Raw genomic sequence first — 20,089 nt, forward strand, 5'->3', positions numbered from 1 at the left:
GGTGGTGTGAGAGGACGCTAAATAAAATAATTATTTAGCTCCTACTCGATTAAAAATAAAAGATATAATAAAAAAATCTTATTTTAAGTTTATAAACAATAATATAAATAACCTCGTTAGATTTTTTGTGTAGGAATTTAAGAAGATAACTATGCACAAGATACTTATGAATTAATAAATGTAAAGTTATATATATTCATAAAAAAATATATTATGAAAAAATAAATCCTCATAAATTTTTAAAAAACATATTTAAACGACAAATTAATATAAAAACAACATGTCTGTTTTCTATTAAACCAACCATTATAAAAATAACTATTACTTTAGATATATCAATTTGTTAATAATATTTTATGTAAAAAATTTACAATTAATATTTAAAAGAAATATGGAATATATTGTCCAACGAAAAATTTTCCAATGTATATTTTATGACATTAATCTTAAATTCTAAGTGATATAATCAAATTACAATATTTGGAAAAAAGAGGAGGGCTATATATGCAATATGAGTTAAATGTTAATGCATATAAAAATAAAAAATTAAAAAAAAGTTTTTTATTAAAAATGGAATTATCAAGAATGATATTTATATTAATAGCTGGATTATTGTTATCAAGAGTAACTTTATTATTTAATCAAACACAAAACAATGGTATAGCACCTTTAGGTATAGCCTATTTAATAGTAATAGGATTAAAGTGTAATAGGAGCAAAACGGCGATGGCCTCAATTGGAGTGTTGCTAGGTTATGTAACTATAAACTCTAAGCTGCCAGGTGGAATGGTTTACTTAATTACGGCAGCTGCATTGACATTGTACTACGAAGTATTGAATAAATCTGAAAAAAGAAAGAAAGAGTTTACAAGTTTTTTTATAGTTTTTTTAAGCTTTATAGGTTATGGTGTATTTGCTAATAATTATGATTTAGGTGTTAACATAACATTGGCATTGATTAATGCACTTGTAGTACTACCTGTTTACTACATTATTAAATACTCGTTTAATTGCTTTGATGAAATTAATAGCAATTACTTTTTTACATCTGAAGAGATAGTAAGTATGGCCATATTATTTTGTTTATTTGTTGCAGGTATAGGAGATATAAGTATAAAGTATTGTTCCCTAAGAAATGTACTAGCTTTATTATTGGTAGTAACAATTGCATACATTGGTGGTGCGTCTTATGGTGCAACTATGGGTGTTGCTATGGGAATAATTTTGGGATGTTCATCTAATAATATGATGGCATCAGTAGGGTTTTATGGCGTAGGAGGATTAGTTATAGGTATATTTAAGGATACTGGTAAAATATTTTCTGTTCTCTCCGGAATACTAATTTATTTTGCTCTGGGACTTTACTCAGAAAGTATAGATTCTAAATTTATAATAGAAGTAGGGGCTAGTTTAGCAATATTTTTATTTATACCTAAAAATCTATATAAGAATATAGAACTTGAAATAAATACTGAAAAGAAACAAGAAAGTATAAATCAAATTCACTTAAATGAATTAAAGGATGAATTTACTTTAAAATTAAAGGATTTAACTTGTGTGTTAAATCAGGTATCTAAAACATTAGAAGATATGGATGATAATGATAGACTTTTAATTAAAAATAAAAGTTGTGAATTTGTAGAAAGTTTAGCTGATAGGGTTTGTATAGATTGTGAAAAGAAAAATTCTTGTTGGAGAATGAACTTTAATAGTACTTATAATTCTTTTCAAACTCTTATAAAGAGTGCGGAAGAAGAAAATCCAATATTACCAAAAGCACTAGAATATTCATGTGTAAAACATTTTACATTATTAAAGAGTGCACAGGATATAGTAACTAATCATATTGTAAATTCAAATATTAAAGATAGATTTAGTGAAGGAAGACAAATTATATCAAGTCATATAACCAATATATCTTATAGTTTAAGTAATGTATTAGATGAATTCAAAAGGGAGGTAACAATTTGTAGTGATTTAGAAAGAATATTGAAAAGGGGGTTAAATAAAAGTTCAATTGAATACAATGATGTTTTCTGTTATACCGATAAAAATGGAAGGGTAAAAATAAAATTAACAATTAAGGAGTGTGAAAACTGCGAGTACTATGAAAATAAATTAATTCCTTTACTTAATGATATAATGCATATTCCTTTATGTATTATAGACAATGGATATTTTTTTAATAAAGATACAAATACGTGTACTTTATTAATAGAAGAAATGCCTAAATATAATGTTATTTCTTATGGTGCTATGGCGTCAAAGCAAGGAGAAACACGCACTGGCGATAGTTATAGTTTTGGAAAAGTTACAGATGGGTCATATATGACAATATTAAGTGATGGTATGGGATCAGGTCCTGATGCAGAAAAGGAAAGTAAATCTACAGTAGATTTAGTAGAGAAATTTATGGAGGCTGGATTTGATGAAGAAGTAACAATCAATACAGTGAATTCTATAATCGGAATGAAATTTTCAGAAAGTGAAAAATATGCCACTTTAGATTTAAGTAAGATAGACTTATATAGTGGAGAAGTTAATTTTGTGAAGATAGGAGCAGCATCAAGTTTTATAAAAAGAGGAGATGATATATTAGTAGTAGATTCTAAAAACTTACCATTTGGTCTTGTTGATGAAATGGAGCTTGATGTAATAAAAGAAGAAGTAATGCCAGGCGACATTTTAATAAGTGTTAGTGATGGGATTTTAGATATAGATAAATTAAATAGTGGAAACTTTATTTGGCTTAAGGAATATTTGAAAGATTGTTGTACAGATCCTAGAGAATTATCTGAGAATATTTTACAAAAAGCTATGACATTAAGTGAAAATATGCTTAAAGATGATATGACTGTATTAGTTTCTAAAGTATATGCTGTTTAATTGTAAAACTGCTGTATATTAAAAATGCAGCAGTTTTTATTGGGTAGATTAGTTCTTTTGCTACTATAAATATTTACATTTAAAATGAATATAAGGTATTATAATAGAAGTTGTATAAAAAAAATAGGAAGTGTTAATTTTGAAGAAAAAAGTATTATCTTATATTATTTATAATAACCTTATAAAATCGGGAGATAAAATATTAGTAGCTCTTTCTGGAGGACCCGACTCTTTATGTTTGTTAAATATATTAAAAGAATTGAGAGAAGAACTTGATATAGAAATTGGAGCCGCTCATTTAAATCATTTATTAAGAGGTGAAGATGCTTTTAAAGATGAAGAATTTGTGATTAATACATGTAAGGAAATGAATATTCCTTATTATGTGAAAAGGGTTGATATAAATAAGTATTCAAAAGAACATAGATTATCTTCTGAGCTAGCTGGAAGAAATGTGAGATATGATTTTTTTGATGAAATATTGAAAAAAGAAGGTTTTAATAAAATAGCAACTGCGCATAATGCTAATGATCAAGCAGAAACTATAATTTTTAGACTGATGAGAGGGACTGGACTTGAAGGATTAGGTGGAATAAAGGTTTGTAGAGAAGATAAAATTATTAGACCTATATTATGCCTTACTAGAAAAGAAGTTGAGAAATATATAGAAGAAAAAAATTTAAATCCTAGAATAGATAAGACTAACTTTGAAAAAATTTATAATAGAAATAAAATAAGGTTAGATATAATTCCATACATTCAGGATAATTTTAATGAAGATATAGTTAAAACTTTAAATAGAATGTCATTATTAATACAAAAAGACAATGCTTTTATTGAGAGATTGTGTATTAAAGTTTATAATGAATATTGTAAAAAGAATAATGATAGTAAATTTTTTATATTAAAGAAAGAATTATTTAAAGAAGATGAATCTATAGCAACACGAGTTATAAGAACTGCTCTTGTTGAATATTCTAAATCTCATTATGATTTTGAAATGAAGCATATATATGATATTTTAGAATTATCTAAAAAAGAAACAGGAAAGAGTATAAATCTACCAAAGAATATATATGTAGAAAATATATATGGTGATATAAAAATAAGTAGTAAAGTAAAAGAAAATATTAAAATTGATAAAACAGAATTTTTTTTAGATAAGAAAAGTATAAGGGAAGATACAATACATTTTAATAATTATGAATTTGTAATGAGTATTTTAAAAAATAAATCTAATAATTTACTTGATTTAAAAGAAAATAATTTAGTAAAATATTTTGATTTAGATAATATAAAAGAAAATATTTTATTTAGAACAAGAAAAAATGGAGATAAAATTACACCTTTAGGGATGAATGGTCAAAAGAAATTAAAAGATATATTTATAAACATGAAAGTTCCACAAGAAGATAGAGATTTAATACCATTAATTTGTTTTGATGATAATATAGGATGGATTGTGGGATTAAAAATATCAGATAACTTTAAAGTAACTAATAATAGTAAAAATATATTAAAAATAGTAGCTAAAAGAAAGGAATAGAAGTTATGAGAGAAGATATACAAGAGATATTATTTGATGAGGAAACTTTGAATAAAAAAATAAAGGAGATAGCAGCAAAGATAAGTGTAGATTATAAAGGAAGAGAATTAGTTGTAGTAGGAATACTTAAGGGATCTGTATTATTTGCAGCAGAACTAATAAAAAACATATCTATACCATGTGAAATAGATTTTATGGCTGTATCAAGTTATGGAAATTCTACTGAAACATCTGGAGTGGTAAGAATCTTAAAGGATTTAGATTACAGCATTGAAGGAAAGGATATTTTATTAGTAGAAGATATTGTTGATAGTGGAGTTACTCTTAGCTATTTATTAAAGTATTTAAAAGCAAGAAAAGCTAATACTATAGAAATAGTGTCTTTATTAAATAAGTCTGCAAGAAGAAAAGCTGAAGTTTACGCAAAATACATAGGTTTTGAAGTACCTGATGCATTTATAGTTGGGTATGGAATTGATTATGCAGAAAAATATAGAAATCTACCATTTATAGGAGTATTAAAACCAGAAGTATATGAAAAATAGAATTTACAATTTATTGTAATTGGAATAGTGCTATGGTAAAATTAAAATCATGTATAAGAAAGGGGGGCCTTGAATGAAAAAATATTCAAGTGCAGCTTTGTGGACAGTAGTTTCGATTATGCTTATTTTAGCATCGGTTGCTATGTGGGAAACAGGAAAAGGCTCAGATAGTATAATATATAGTTCGTTCCAACAAAAGTGGAATCAAGACCAAATTGAAAGTATTACTATAAAACAAGACAAAATGACCGTTGAAGGAAAGACTAAGGATGATAAAAGTTTTGTTACAGTAGTTCCAGATGATTTAATAACTTCTTTAATTAAAGAAAGCCCTAAATCAGATGTAAGAATAAGCTTTGAACAACCATCTAATAGTGGAATGTGGCTTACAACGTTAATACCAAGTGTTTTATTAGTTGTTATTTTCTTAGTATTTTTATTTGTATTTACTCAACAGTCCCAAGGTGGTGGCGGTGGAAGAGGCGTAATGAATTTTGGTAAAAGCAAAGCTAAAATGGCAATGCCTGATTCTCAAAAAGTCACTTTTAAAGATGTTGCTGGAGCTGATGAAGAAAAAGCAGAATTAGAAGAAATTGTGGATTTCTTAAAGACACCATCAAAATATATCGAAATAGGTGCAAGAATCCCCAAAGGTGTACTATTAGTAGGACCTCCGGGAACAGGAAAAACTTTACTAGCTAAAGCTATATCTGGTGAAGCAGGAGTACCTTTCTTTAGTATATCAGGATCTGATTTCGTTGAAATGTTTGTTGGTGTTGGTGCATCAAGAGTTAGAAGTTTATTTGAGGATGCTAAGAAAAATGCTCCTTGTTTAATATTTATAGATGAAATTGATGCGGTAGGAAGACAAAGAGGTGCTGGTTTAGGCGGTGGTCACGATGAAAGAGAGCAAACTCTAAATCAACTTTTAGTTGAAATGGATGGATTTGGAGCTAATGAAGGAATAATAATGATAGCTGCAACTAATAGACCAGATATCCTAGACCCTGCACTATTAAGACCAGGTAGATTTGATAGGCAAGTTCTTGTAGGAATACCTGATGTAAAAGGAAGAGAAGAGATTCTTAAAGTTCACACAAGAAAAAAACCACTTGAAGAAAGTGTTGAATTAAATGTATTAGCCAAAAGAACTCCAGGATTCTCAGGGGCAGATTTAGAAAATTTAGCTAATGAAGCAGCTCTTCTTGCAGTAAGAAGAGATAAAAAGAGAATATCAATGCAAGACATGGAAGAAGCTATAACAAGAGTTATAGCAGGTCCTGAAAAGAAGAGTAGAGTTATAACAGATCATGATAAAAAATTAACGGCTTATCATGAGGCAGGGCATGCAGTTGTTATGAAATTACTTCCTAATTCAGATAAAGTACATGAAATCAGTATAATTCCAAGAGGAAGAGCTGGAGGATATACAATGCAACTTCCTAATGAGGATAGAGCTTATACTTCAAAATCTAAGCTTAAAAATGATATGATAGGTTTACTTGGTGGAAGAGTTGCAGAGCATTTAATACTTGGAGATATAAGTACTGGTGCAAAGAATGATATAGATAGAGCTAGTGCTATTGCAAGAAGCATGGTTATGGAATATGGTATGAGTGATAAAATTGGTACTATATCTTATGGTTCTGATGATAGTGAAGTTTTCCTAGGTAGAAACTTAGGAAAAGGTAGAAACTTTAGTGAAGATATTAGTTCTAAAATAGATCATGAAATAAAAGATTTTATAGATGAAGCATACACTAAAGCAGAAAAATTATTGAATGGAAATTTAAATAAGTTACATGCAGTAGCTCAAGCCTTACTTGAAAAGGAAAAGATTGAAGGTAAAGAGTTTGACGAAATTTTTGCAAATAACTAAAGTAAAGAGATTTTTAAAAGATATTCTTTTAAAAATCTCTTTTTTTATTATAAATACAAACTATACAAAATTATAATTTTATAAAATTTCCACCATATACGAATAATAAATTTGATAAAATGTTAAATATTCGAAATAATCTTTTGACTTTTATAAGAAAATGCTATAATACAATTAATAGTAAGCTAAAAATTAATATAATAAAGTATTGGAGGTTTTTTGATGAAGACTGATATAGAAATTGCACAAGAAGCAGAAATGTTACATATTAGAAATGTTGCAGAAAAGTTAGGCTTAAATGAAGAGGATATTGAGTACTATGGTAAATACAAATGTAAGGTTTCTTTAGATGTATATAATAAAGTTAAAAATAATACAGATGGAAAATTAGTATTAGTAACAGCTATAAACCCAACTCCGGCAGGAGAAGGGAAATCAACAGTTACAGTAGGCTTAGGAGATGCTCTTAATAAGATGGGTAAAAACACTGTCATAGCATTAAGAGAACCCTCATTAGGCCCTGTATTTGGGATAAAGGGCGGTGCTGCTGGTGGTGGATATGCACAAGTAGTTCCAATGGAAGATATTAACCTTCATTTTACAGGTGATATGCACGCTATTACATCTGCTAATAATTTATTATCAGCAGCAATAGATAATCATATACATCAAGGTAATAATTTAAGAATAGACTCAAGAAGAATAATATTCAAAAGAGTTATGGATATGAATGATAGATCATTAAGAAAAATCATTGTTGGTATGGGTGGAAAAATCAATGGTTTTGTAAGAGAAGATGGTTTTACAATAACTGTTGCTTCAGAAATAATGGCTATACTTTGTTTAGCTAGTGATTTAGAAGATTTAAAACATAGAATGGGAGATATACTAATAGCATATGATTTAGATGGGAATCCTGTATATGCAAAACAGTTAGAAGTTCAAGGTGCTATGGCATTATTAATGAAAGATGCTATTAAACCTAATTTAGTTCAAACGTTAGAAAATACTCCAGCATTGATACATGGAGGACCTTTTGCAAATATAGCACATGGATGTAATTCTATAATGGCCACTAAATTATCACTTAAATTAGGAGACATAGTAGTTACAGAAGCAGGATTTGGTGCAGATTTAGGTGCTGAGAAGTTTTTTGATATAAAATGTAGATATGGAAACTTAAAACCTTGTTGTGTAGTTGTAGTTGCTACAATTAGAGCATTAAAGCATCATGGTGGAGTATTTAAAACTGATTTAAACATTCCGAATGTTGAAGCTTTAAAGGTTGGAATAGCTAACTTAGAGAAACAAATAGAAAATATTAAAAAATTTAATGTAGAACCTGTAGTAGCTATAAACAAATTTGTTAGTGATAGCGATGAAGAAGTTGAATTTATAAAAGACTTCTGTGAAAAGTTAGGTGTGAAAGTAGCACTTTCTGATGTTTGGGCAAAAGGTGGAGATGGCGGAATCGAATTAGGTAAAGCTGTATTAGATGTTATAGAAAATGATAAATCTAATTTTAAAACTCTTTATGATGTTGATAAAGATATAGAAGAAAAGATATTAACTATAGCAAAGGAAATCTATGGAGCTGATGGTGTTGTATATAGTAACGAAGCTAAAAAACAAATTGGTGAATTAGTTAAATTTAATTTAGATAAATTACCTATATGTATGGCTAAAACTCAATATTCATTATCAGATAATCCGAATTTATTAGCTAAACCAAAAGGGTTTAATATTAATGTTCAAGAAATTAGAGTATCTAATGGAGCAGGATTTATAGTAGTTCAAACAGGCAATATAATGACTATGCCAGGATTACCAAAAGTTCCAGCTGCAAATAAGATGGATGTACTTAAAGATGGTGAAATAGTTGGATTATTTTAATTTATATGAAACCCTTGACAAATTAATGTAAATTGTTAAAATTAAATTGTTATTTTAAAGTAAATTACTAAATTAAGGCAGCTTTAGGGCTGCTTTTAATTTTAATATTATTAAGGTGGTGCTATTAATGATTCTACTTGTAGATGCAGGCAATACTAACATAGTTTTAGGCGTATATAAAGATAAAGAATACATAGCAAGTTGGCGTATTTCCACTGAAGGAAATAAGACATCTGATGAGTATAGTATACAAATAATGCAATTATTAAATTTAAATAATCTTAATCCAGAAGATGTTAAAGGTATTATTGTTTCGTCAGTTGTTCCCAATATAATGCATTCTTTAGAAAATATGTTAAGAAGATGCTTTGGTCAAGAACCTATAATAGTTGGTCCTGGAATAAAAACAGGTATAAATATTAAGTATGATAATCCTAAAGAAGTAGGTGCAGACAGAATAGTTAATGCAGTTGCTGCTTTTGAAATTTACAAAAGACCAGTAATTATAATAGATTTTGGTACAGCAACAACTTTTTGTTCTGTGACTGAAAATGGAGATTATTTAGGAGGTTGTATATGCCCCGGACTTAGAATTTCTGCAGATGCATTATTTGAAAGAGCAGCTAAACTACCAAGAGTAGAATTAGAAGTACCTAAAAAAGTAATTTGCAAAAATACAGTTTCGAGTATACAATCTGGTGTATTATTTGGATATATAGGGCAAGTTGAATATATTGTAAAGAAAATGAAAGAAGAAATGAGCGATGGAATAGAGCCTTATGTTATAGCAACAGGAGGTTTAGCTAATTTAATAGCAAATGGAACAGATGCAATAGATAAAGTGGATTCAGATTTAACATTAGAGGGATTAAAAATATTATACAAAAAGAATAGGGAGTAAAACAAATGAAGATAGGAAATCTGAGTTTTGATAATAATGTTTTTTTAGCACCTATGGCAGGTGTTACAGATTTATCATTTAGAGGACTTTGTAAGGAAATGGGCTGTGGGCTAGTTTGCACTGAAATGGTTAGTGCAAAGGCGTTATATTATGGAAGTGAGAATACACAAACTCTACTTAGAGTATCTAATGAAGAAGCTCCAGTAGCGGTACAAATATTTGGACGAGAACCTGAAATAATGGCAGAAATATGTGAGAAATATTTAAATCCAAGAGAAGATGTCTGTATTATAGATATAAATATGGGATGTCCAGCTCCTAAGATAGTAAAGAACAAAGAAGGATCAGCACTTATGCTAGAACCGGATTTGGCTCATGATATTGTAAAAGCAATAAAAAAAGTTTCTAAAAAACCTGTAACAGTAAAGTTTAGAAAAGGATATGATGATGAACATATAAATGCTGTAGAGTTTGGAAAAGCATTAGAAGAAGCTGGAGCAGATGCAATAGCTGTTCATGGAAGAACTAGAAAGCAAATGTATGAAGGTCACTCAGATTGGGAGATAATAAAAAAGGTTAAAGAGGCAGTTTCTATTCCTGTTTTAGGAAATGGAGATGTATTCTCATCAGAAGATGCAATAAAAATGAAAGAATTAACAAATTGTGATGGAATACTTATAGCAAGAGGTAGTATGGGTAATCCTTGGATATTTAAACAAATTCAAGATGCTTTGAATGGAAAAGCTGTTGAAGAAATTTCTTATCAAGATAAAATTAATATGTGCATAAGACATTATGAACTAGCTATTAAAAATGATGGGGAATACAAAGCTATAAGAGAAATGAGAAAGCATGCTTCTTGGTATATAAAAGGACTTCCAAGATCTACAGAAATTAAGAATCAAATAAATATTCTTAATGATAGTGATGAAGTTATGAGTATTTTAGAACAATATAAAAATACTTTATAAATAAGAATTATTGTAAAGTTATTAGAATACTATAATATTGATATCAATATTATGGAGAATTTTATTTATGGATACTATTTTATATGTATATTTAGATAAAAAACGTATATATAATAAATATAATTTCTTTACTAAAATAACTGACATATTTAAAACAAAAAAATTAAAAGATATAAAAATAGAGGAATTGGGTATTCTTATAAAAAGAGTAGAAATTCCATCTAATTTAAATGATATTGCTTATGAAAAAAATCTATCAAGAATATTAACTAAATATAATGGAAAGTATGATGAATTAAGTTTGAATGGAAAAAACTTATATAATTTAAATTATATAAGTAAATTTCAAAAGGAATTTATTTCATATAGTGTAGTGCAAAGTATAAGGTTTGTTTTAATGAATCTTAATAAATCTATTAAAAATTCAAATATATTAGTAGATATTGATGACGAGAAATTATTAGTAAGCATACTTAAAGAGCTAGGTAAAGAAGGCAGAAATGTTATTTTACTGAATAGTAGCATTAATAAAATAGAAAAAATTAGAGAAACTATTATAAGTGAATATGGATTATCTATAGAGGTAATATTACAAGAAAATGATTTACCAGATATAGATTTTGTTGTTACATCTAAAAATAAAGAATATAGTTGTGATAATGTGTGGTATATAAAGGATTTTCCAAATAATTTAAATAAAGGTATATTTATAAATAGTATACTATACAAGGTACCGTGGGATATATCATTAAAAGAAATGCCACCACAACTAGTAGCTTCTATAATTAGAAAACAAAAAAAGAGAAGTATTCATGAAATATTAAAAAGTAATGATATTACACTTGAATCAATACTGTATAATGATGATGAAATCATATTAGGCAATCAGTAGGTTTGTTGACATATATGATACCCTGATTTATAATTAGTTAATGATTTTGAGTATAATGCCGAAATAGGCACTTAAATATAAAAAAATTTAAGGTGATTGAAGGGGAGTAAAATATGAGTGAACCAAAACAATATGTAATGACTTACGAAGGTGTTAAGAAATTAGAAGGTGAATTAGAATATTTAAAAACTGTAAAAAGAAAAGAAATAACTGAAAAGATAAAAGTTGCTTTGGGTTATGGAGATTTAAGCGAAAATTCAGAATATGATGAAGCTAAAAACGACCAAGCATTTACAGAAGGAAAAATACTACAATTAGAAAATAAGCTTAAGAATGCAGTTGTAGTTGATGAATCAGAAATTCCAAAAGATATAGTTTCAGTTGGATCAAAAGTTAAAGTTAAAGATTATGATTTTGATGAAGAAGTTGAATATTCAATCGTAGGTTCAGCAGAAGCAGATCCTATGAGTTTTAAAATATCAAATGAATCACCAGTTGGAAAAGCTTTAGTAGGAAAGAAAATTGGTGATATAGTAGATGTTGTAGTTCCAGATGGAGTAAGTAAGTTCGAAATTTTAGATATACAAAGAGGCTAAAAGGGGAACGTCTTAAATATAAGAAGCGATTAACGGAGGGATAATATGTCAACTGAGGAAATGAATATAAGTGAATTGGAATCTCAGTATAATGAACAAGAAGCATTAAGAAGAACTAAATTAGCAGATTTACAAGAAGCTGGTAAGGATCCTTTTGATGTTTATAAAGTAGAAAGAACTCATACATCAGAAGAAGTTAAATCTAATTATGAAGAATTAGAAGGAAAAAGTGTAACAGTTGCAGGAAGAATAATGTCAAAGAGAGGACAAGGAAAAGTTGTCTTTTCAGATATTCATGATAGAGATGGAAAAATTCAATTATTTATAAAAATCGATCTTGTAGGAGAAGAAAGTTTAAAAGCATATAAAACTTATGATCTAGGAGATTGGGTTGTAGCAACAGGAGAAGTATTTACTACAAAAACAGGAGAAGTATCTGTTAAAGTATCTAACTTTGAATTAATTTGTAAGTCTTTAAAACCATTACCAGAAAAATGGCATGGATTAAAAGATCCAGATTTAAGATATAGACAAAGAGAAGTAGATATAATAACTAATCCAGAAGTAAAAGAAACTTTTATAAAAAGAAGTAAAATTATTTCAGGAATAAGAGAATTCCTAGATAATAAAGGATTCTTAGAAGTTGAAACTCCTATACTTTCACCAATTGCAGGAGGAGCTGCTGCCAAACCATTTATAACTCATCATAATACTTTAGATATGAATATGTATTTAAGAATAGCAACTGAATTATATCTTAAAAGATTAATTGTAGCTGGTTTTGAAAAAGTATATGAAATAGGAAGAAACTTTAGAAATGAAGGAATGTCAGTAAGACATAATCCGGAATTTACTGTTATTGAATTATACGAAGCTTATTCAGATTATAATGATATGATGGAAATCACAGAAAATATGGTTGCATACGTATGTGAAAAAGTAAATGGTACAACTAAAGTTATTTATGAAGGAACAGAAATAGACTTTACTCCACCATGGAGAAGAATAACTATGGTTGATGTTGTAAAAGAACATGCAGGCGTAGATTTCAATGAAGTAAAAACTAATGAAGAAGCACAAGCAATAGCTAAAGAAAAACATTTAGAATTTGCTAAACCTTTAAATACAATTACAAAAGGTGAAGTATTAAATTCATTATATGAAGAATTTGGTGAAGCAAATATGATTCAACCTACTTTTGTTATTGATTATCCAGTAGAAGTATCACCTCTTACTAAAAAGAAGAGAGGAAATCCAGAACTAACTGAAAGATTTGAAGGCTTTGTATTTGGTAGAGAAATTTGTAATGCTTATTCAGAATTAAATGATCCTATAGTTCAAAGACAAAGATTTGAACAGCAAGAAAAGGATAGAGAACTTGGTGATGATGAAGCTTACATGATGGATGAACAATTTATGAGCGCATTAGAAACAGGTATGCCTCCAACAGGTGGATTAGGAATAGGTATAGATAGACTTATAATGTTCTTAACAGATTCAACATCGATTAGAGATGTTCTATTATTCCCAACGATGAGACCACAAAAATAGTATTAAATAATTTAATTTTATCAAAAGTCCCATATTATAATATTATGGGACTTTTGACATATAAAAGATTATTAATTAAAGGCTATGTTTTAGCAGAAGGTTTATATAGAGATAAGTAAAGTTATAATGTCACTTTACCTATGAATATATCAATATTATCTTAAAATATAGCTTAATTAACAAATTTTTTATAAAAAAGGGTTGAGATTTATAAAAAATCTGTTATAATAGATTAGGTAATGACGTTCCGCGATAGCTCAATGGTGGAGCACTCGGCTGTTAACCGATAGGTTGGAGGTTCGAGTCCTCTTCGCGGAGCCATTTTTTTATCCGAAAACAATATGCATTTAATCCTGTTTATATTAGATAATAAAATGTATAGTTTTTAATAGGAGTTTTATAAAAGTAGATAAAGTCTATTTTTATAAAACTCTTTTTCGTGTGATAAAAACAAACTACTAATATTCATTTTTGTTTAGTTAATAATTAAAATGTTGAATATATATCTATAGACATAAAAATTTAGAGTTGTATAAAATATAAAAAAGTTATCAGCTAAAATGTAAATTATAAAAAAGCAAAAAAAGTTTCAAAAAGGGGTTGCAATATTATAATAGTCTGATATAATAGTAAAAGTAATGACGTTCCGCGATAGCTCAATGGTGGAGCACTCGGCTGTTAACCGATAGGTTGGAGGTTCGAGTCCTCTTCGCGGAGCCATTTTTTTATCCGAAAACAATATGCATTTAATCCTGTTTATATTAGATAATAAAATGTATAGTTTTTAATAGGAGTTTTATAAAAGTAGATAAAGTCTATTTTTATAAAACTCTTTTTCGTGTGATAAAAACAAACTACTAATATTCATTTTTGTTTAGTTAATAATTAAAATGTTGAATATATATCTATAGACATAAAAATTTAGAGTTGTATAAAATATAAAAAAGTTATCAGCTAAAATGTAAATTATAAAAAAGCAAAAAAAGTTTCAAAAAGGGGTTGCAATATTATAATAGTCTGATATAATAGTAAAAGTAATGACGTTCCGCGATAGCTCAATGGTGGAGCACTCGGCTGTTAACCGATAGGTTGGAGGTTCGAGTCCTCTTCGCGGAGCCATTTTTTTATCCGAAAACAATATGCATTTAATCCTGTTTATATTAGATAATAAAATGTATAGTTTTTAATAGGAGTTTTATAAAAGTAGATAAAGTCTATTTTTATAAAACTCTTTTTTAATAAAAAGAGTTTATATTTTAAAATAACATATATATTAATAATATAATGTTTTTACTTGACATCTAAAAGCCTTTTGATAAAATTAATATATAATTGAATATGCACAGTGAAAAAGATTAGTAATTTTAATGTTTTTTTTAGAGAGATGATGTTTGGTGGAAATCATTATAATATTGAAATGAATGGAGCTTTTGAGTGTAATAAGAATAAAGTTGGGCTTAAGCCAAGAAGGGTGGAACCGCGGAATTAATATTTCGTCCCTTTGTGGTTATAGGGCTTTTTTTATTTTATGAAAATAAATTGGAGGTAAGAAAGAATGGCAGTAGAAAAGACAATGGATAAGATTGTAGCTCTTTGTAAAAATAGAGGTTTTGTATTCCCAGGATCAGATATATATGGTGGATTAGCGAACTCATGGGATTACGGTCCTTTAGGAGTAGAATTTAAGAATAACGTTAAAAAAGCTTGGTGGAAGAAGTTTGTACAAGAAAGTCCTTATAATGTAGGTCTTGATTCAGCTATCTTAATGAACAGTGATGTTTGGGTAGCTTCAGGTCATGTTGGTGGATTTTCAGATCCATTAATGGATTGTAAAGAATGTAAAGCTAGATTTAGAGCTGATAAGATAGTTGAAGATCATATGACAGAAAATGGTGCAGAAGTAGCATCTGCTGATGGATGGACTAATGAACAATTAAAAGAATACATTGAAAGTAATAATATAGTTTGTCCTAAATGTGGAAAGATGAACTACACAGACATAAGAAAGTTCAACCTTATGTTTAAAACATTCCAAGGTGTTACAGAAGATGCTAAATCAGAAATTTATTTAAGACCAGAAACGGCTCAAGGTATATTTGTAAACTTTAAAGCTGTTCAAAGAAGTTCTAGAAAAAAAGTACCATTTGGAATAGCTCAAGTAGGTAAATCATTTAGAAATGAAATTACTCCAGGAAATTTTACATTTAGAACAAGAGAATTTGAACAAATGGAATTAGAATTCTTCTGTAAACCAGGAACAGATTTAGAATGGCATAAATACTGGAAAGATTATTGTTGGAGTTTTTTACTTAATTTAAATGTAAAAACTGAAAACTTAAGAATGAGAGATCATGGTGAAGAAGAATTATCTTTCTATTCTAATGCAACATCTGATATAGAATATTTATTCCCATTTGGTTGGGGTGAGCTTTGGGGTATAGCTGATAGAACAGACTATGACTTAAGAAAGCATCAAGAACACTCAGGTCAAGATTTAAATTACTTAGACCAAACTACTAATGAAAAATACATACCTTATGTTATAGAACCATCATTAGGTGCAGATAGAGTTACTTTAGCATTTTTAATTGAAGCTTATGATGAAGAAGAATTAGATGGAGGAGATTATAGAACTGTATTACATTTACATCCAGCACTAGCTCCGTTTAAAGCAGCTATATTACCTCTTTCTAAAAAGCTTTCAGAAAATGCTTTAGAAGTGTATTCTAGCTTAAGCAAAAAATTCAATATTGATTTTGATGAAACAGGAAGTATAGGAAAGAGATATAGAAGACAAGATGAAATAGGAACTCCATATTGTATAACAATAGATTTTGATACATTAGAAGATCAATGTGTTACTATCAGAAATAGAGATACTATGGAGCAAGAAAGAATTAAAATGTCTGAATTAGAAGCTTATATAGAAAAAAGTTTAGAATTTTAATTTGAATTTCCTTATAAAGTAATATTTGTTATAGGTCATTTTAAGCTAGGATAGTTCTTAGTTTAAAATGACTTTTTACACATGTAATAAAATGTGGAAAAAAGGATGTTATAATTTATAACATATGGGGAATTTTAATAATATATAAATAGTATAGATTATAACCATATTTATTTGGAGGCAAAACATGAAAGAGGATTTTAAAAAATTTAAAAACTTTATATATAAAAAAAGAGTTGGTGTTGTAGGAATAGGAGTAAGTAATATTCCACTTATTAATTTTTTAATTAAATTAGGTGCAGAAGTAACAGCATTTGATAAAAAAACAGAAGAAGAATTAGATGAAGTAGCTGTTGATTTTAAAAATAAGGGTGTAAATCTAGAATTAGGGGAAAACTATTTAGATAAACTTACAGGATTTGATGTTGTTTTCAAAACTCCGTCTATGAGAATAGATAGTGAATCTTTAGTTAAAGTTAAAAAAGAAGGTGCATATGTAACTTCTGAAATGGAAGAGTTCGTAAGATATTGTAAAGCCAAGATATATGGAATAACAGGAAGTGACGGAAAAACTACTACAACTACTATAATATCTAAAATGCTACAAGAAGAAGGATACAAAACTTGGGTTGGAGGTAATATAGGAACTCCTCTATTTGCTCAAATTGAAGAAATAAAGGCAGAGGATAGAGTTGTACTTGAATTATCAAGTTTTCAGTTGATGACTATGAATTTACCAATGGATATAGCGGTATGTACTAATTTAGCTCCAAATCACCTAGATATGCATAAGGATATGCAAGAGTATATTGATGCTAAGAAAAATATATTCTTATATCAAGATACTACTAATACATTAGTGATAAATCATGAAAATGAAATCACTTATGAATTTAAATCTGAAGCTAAGGGGATAGTAAGAGAATTTAGCTCTAAGCGAGAAATAAAAGATGGTGCTTATTATAAAGAGGGTATTCTATATGTAGATGGTAAAGAAGTTTGCAATAAAGATAATATAGTTATAAAAGGTATGCATAATGTAGAAAATTATTTAGCTGCGTTTATAGCTACTAAAGATGATGTATCTATAGAAAATATGAAAAAAGTTGCAGAAAACTTTAATGGAGTTGAACATAGATGTGAACTTGTTAGAGAATTAAATGAAGTTAAGTATTATAATGATTCAATAGCTTCAAGCCCAACTAGAACATTAGCTGGTCTTAAAGCTTTTGATAAAAAAGTAATACTAATTGCAGGGGGATATGATAAGCATTTGGCATTTGAACCATTAGCTAATGAAGGATATCCTTATATAAAAGAATTGATTTTATTAGGCAAAACTAAAGAAAAAATAAAAGAAGTATTTAAAGAATTAGAAAACAATAAAGGAATAAAAATAAACATTTCAGAAGTAAGTACTTTAGAAGAAGCAGTTAAAAAAGCACAAAGTTTAGCAAAACAAGGGGATATAGTTACATTATCACCAGCTTGTGCATCTTTTGATATGTTCCCTAATTTTATGATTAGGGGAAATAAATTTAAAGAGATAGTTAATAATTTATAATGTATTATTTTAAAAATATCTAGATAATTTAGTATAAAGTTCATGTACAAAGGAAATCATTTTAATATCAATGAAAAGTAAAAACAGAATGATTTAAATAATAGGTTATGTTTTAGCAGAGTGTTGATATATGCAATAGGCAAAGTGGCATTGTAATTGGATTTTGAGAATAGTTAATGAGTATTGTCACATTTACTGCTTGTCCCAATTTTATATTGGGAGCAAGCTAAAATGGGACAATACTCATTTTAGTATTCCTAAGTTCAATTACTCAGTCCACTTTGTTTATGCATATATCAACACATATTTAAAACATAGCCCAATAATAAAGAAAAGACTGATGATACTAGAATACCATCAGTCTTTTTGTTTAATTTTTTGTAGAAAATTCATAATAATATATATTATTAATATTTATAGCTTTTTCATAGAATATTCCGGCATTAGTTAAGTAGTAATTATTTAGTGACTCAGAAATATAAGATTTTGAATCAACTTTAGAATTAGGTAAATCTACAGATAAAGAATATAAATAATTTGAATTATCATTATTTATGAAGAATAATTGATTATTTATAGACTTCAAATTTTCTCCACGTAAAGTAGAAATTCTTTTGGCCTCTAAAGTTGTTATATTTAATGAATATAATGTTTCGTTATCAGACGTATTAAAAAATAAGATTTCTCCATCGAATGGAGTAAAGCTATTAGCAGTATAGTCAGTTAATTTAGTTCTATTAGTACCATCATTTTTAACATAATAAAGTTTTGAATTATCACTTAAGTTTTGATATATTAAAAAATCACCATTAACTATAAAAGATCCAACACTATCTAAAGATAGTGCAGAAGATACATTTTTGGTTATGTCATAACTGTATAACTTTTGATTATCATTTTTGTTTATATAGAATAATTTATCATTTGAAGAAATTAAACTATAAACAGAATCTTTATTTAAAGAAGTATATGTTTTATCAGTAACGTTTATAGAAGATAAACCATTAGAGTTGCTTCCGTCTGCAAAATAAAGAGTGCCATTTACTAAGGCTAAATCACCAGTATAATAATCAACTAGGTCATTTAAATCACTACTTTTTAATATGTCCTTTGGAAGAGGTGCATTTATCATTGAAATTCTATTGTTCTCGTCTGGATTAGGAAATATTAATGTTTCATTGTTAAATACAAAAGGACAACGAAAAGAAGTTGAATCAGTTAGTATAAAAGGTGAAATTACATTAGAAGTTAAATCGTTGGATGAAGAAATGTTAGAACTTGATTTAGCAACGTTTTGTTTTTCTTCTTGTTTAGTACAACCTACTACAAATAAAGTTGAACATAATAAAAGTAAGCTTAATGTTTTTTTTATCATGAAAAATCCCCCCGAGTATATATTAAAGGCTAATTTAATAATTTTTATTAACATTTATAGTATTAATATTATGATAACTTACACAAAGAGTAAAGAATATATGTAGTATTTTAGAGTGTTGGGGTGTTATGGGGGAATAATAAGGCAATAACTCATCCACGTGTATCAATATACGTAAAAGTTAAATAAATAAAGAAAAATAGAGAAAAAATAGTTTAATTTGTTATAATAAGCTATAATAAGTATATATGATAATACATAATCATGATATCATAATATCCGTTGTGAGCGATAAATAAATGTCGAAGCAACAATGCAAAATTAGTTGAAAGTTGATTAAAAATATTTGAAAAAAATGTTGACAACTGAAACTGATAATGTTATTATAATAAAGCAGTCGAAAGACAGCGAAGATCTTTGAAAATTGAACAGAACAAGAAACATTAAAATAAACCAGCAATTCTTTATTTGAGTAAGTCAAGATTAAATTTTTTATTGAGAGTTTGATCCTGGCTCAGGACGAACGCTGGCGGCGTGCCTAAC

General features: G+C 27.9%; 13 protein-coding genes, 3 tRNA genes and 1 other annotated feature. Of the genes, 15 read left to right on the forward strand and 1 reads right to left on the reverse strand.

What is annotated here, in order from left to right:
* Positions 1 to 504: 504 nt before the first annotated feature.
* The 15 genes from spoIIE to murD all read left to right on the forward strand — a co-directional run bounded on the left by spoIIE (position 505) and on the right by murD (position 18,171).
* Entirely contained in the window at positions 505 to 2,886 is a 2,382-nt protein-coding gene (gene spoIIE / locus RYM86_RS17105) for a stage II sporulation protein E (protein WP_315082011.1), read from the forward strand.
* Between the two features lie 139 nt (positions 2,887 to 3,025).
* A complete protein-coding gene (tilS, locus tag RYM86_RS17110) occupies positions 3,026 to 4,432 on the forward strand; it encodes a tRNA lysidine(34) synthetase TilS (RefSeq protein WP_315082012.1) in 1,407 nt (468 codons plus the stop codon).
* 5 nt (positions 4,433 to 4,437) lie between these two features.
* Entirely contained in the window at positions 4,438 to 4,977 is a 540-nt protein-coding gene (hpt, locus tag RYM86_RS17115; protein ID WP_315082013.1) for a hypoxanthine phosphoribosyltransferase, read from the forward strand.
* A 73-nt stretch (positions 4,978 to 5,050) separates the two neighbouring features.
* Positions 5,051 to 6,856 carry an ATP-dependent zinc metalloprotease FtsH gene (gene ftsH, locus RYM86_RS17120; RefSeq protein WP_315082014.1) on the forward strand — a complete coding sequence of 602 codons (1,806 nt, stop codon included), beginning with the start codon at positions 5,051 to 5,053 and terminating at the stop codon, positions 6,854 to 6,856.
* Between the two features lie 222 nt (positions 6,857 to 7,078).
* A complete protein-coding gene (locus tag RYM86_RS17125) occupies positions 7,079 to 8,749 on the forward strand; it encodes a formate--tetrahydrofolate ligase (protein WP_315082015.1) in 1,671 nt (556 codons plus the stop codon).
* A gap of 127 nt (positions 8,750 to 8,876) precedes the next feature.
* Positions 8,877 to 9,650, forward strand: coding sequence for a type III pantothenate kinase (locus RYM86_RS17130; RefSeq protein ID WP_315082017.1), 774 nt, complete (start codon positions 8,877 to 8,879; stop codon positions 9,648 to 9,650).
* Positions 9,651 to 9,655: 5 nt separating this feature from the next.
* Complete coding sequence (gene dusB / locus RYM86_RS17135) at positions 9,656 to 10,621, forward strand: tRNA dihydrouridine synthase DusB (RefSeq protein ID WP_315082019.1); 966 nt, start codon at positions 9,656 to 9,658, stop codon at positions 10,619 to 10,621.
* Positions 10,622 to 10,688: 67 nt separating this feature from the next.
* Positions 10,689 to 11,513: a hypothetical protein gene (locus RYM86_RS17140; protein ID WP_315082020.1), complete on the forward strand. Its 825-nt coding sequence runs from the start codon at positions 10,689 to 10,691 to the stop codon at positions 11,511 to 11,513.
* A 113-nt stretch (positions 11,514 to 11,626) separates the two neighbouring features.
* The gene (gene greA / locus RYM86_RS17145) at positions 11,627 to 12,109 is read left to right on the forward strand and encodes a transcription elongation factor GreA (protein WP_315082021.1); all 483 of its coding nucleotides are present in this window, start codon (positions 11,627 to 11,629) and stop codon (positions 12,107 to 12,109) included.
* A gap of 45 nt (positions 12,110 to 12,154) precedes the next feature.
* Entirely contained in the window at positions 12,155 to 13,660 is a 1,506-nt protein-coding gene (gene lysS, locus RYM86_RS17150; protein ID WP_315082022.1) for a lysine--tRNA ligase, read from the forward strand.
* 246 nt (positions 13,661 to 13,906) lie between these two features.
* Positions 13,907 to 13,981, forward strand: a tRNA-Asn gene (locus tag RYM86_RS17155).
* A gap of 324 nt (positions 13,982 to 14,305) precedes the next feature.
* Positions 14,306 to 14,380 (forward strand) — tRNA-Asn (locus RYM86_RS17160).
* A gap of 324 nt (positions 14,381 to 14,704) precedes the next feature.
* Positions 14,705 to 14,779 (forward strand) — tRNA-Asn (locus RYM86_RS17165).
* A 217-nt stretch (positions 14,780 to 14,996) separates the two neighbouring features.
* Positions 14,997 to 15,164 (forward strand) — a binding site (T-box leader).
* A 51-nt stretch (positions 15,165 to 15,215) separates the two neighbouring features.
* Entirely contained in the window at positions 15,216 to 16,607 is a 1,392-nt protein-coding gene (locus RYM86_RS17170; protein ID WP_315082025.1) for a glycine--tRNA ligase, read from the forward strand.
* A gap of 187 nt (positions 16,608 to 16,794) precedes the next feature.
* The gene (gene murD, locus RYM86_RS17175) at positions 16,795 to 18,171 is read left to right on the forward strand and encodes a UDP-N-acetylmuramoyl-L-alanine--D-glutamate ligase (protein ID WP_315082026.1); all 1,377 of its coding nucleotides are present in this window, start codon (positions 16,795 to 16,797) and stop codon (positions 18,169 to 18,171) included.
* Positions 18,172 to 18,541: 370 nt separating this feature from the next.
* On the opposite strand, the gene RYM86_RS17180 is transcribed toward murD, so the two are convergent.
* Entirely contained in the window at positions 18,542 to 19,546 is a 1,005-nt protein-coding gene (locus RYM86_RS17180; protein ID WP_315082027.1) for a DUF5050 domain-containing protein, read from the reverse strand.
* Positions 19,547 to 20,089: the final 543 nt, after the last annotated feature.

Origin of the sequence: uncultured Clostridium sp. (assembly GCF_963527835.1) — a bacterium.
GTDB lineage: Bacteria > Bacillota > Clostridia > Clostridiales > Clostridiaceae > Clostridium.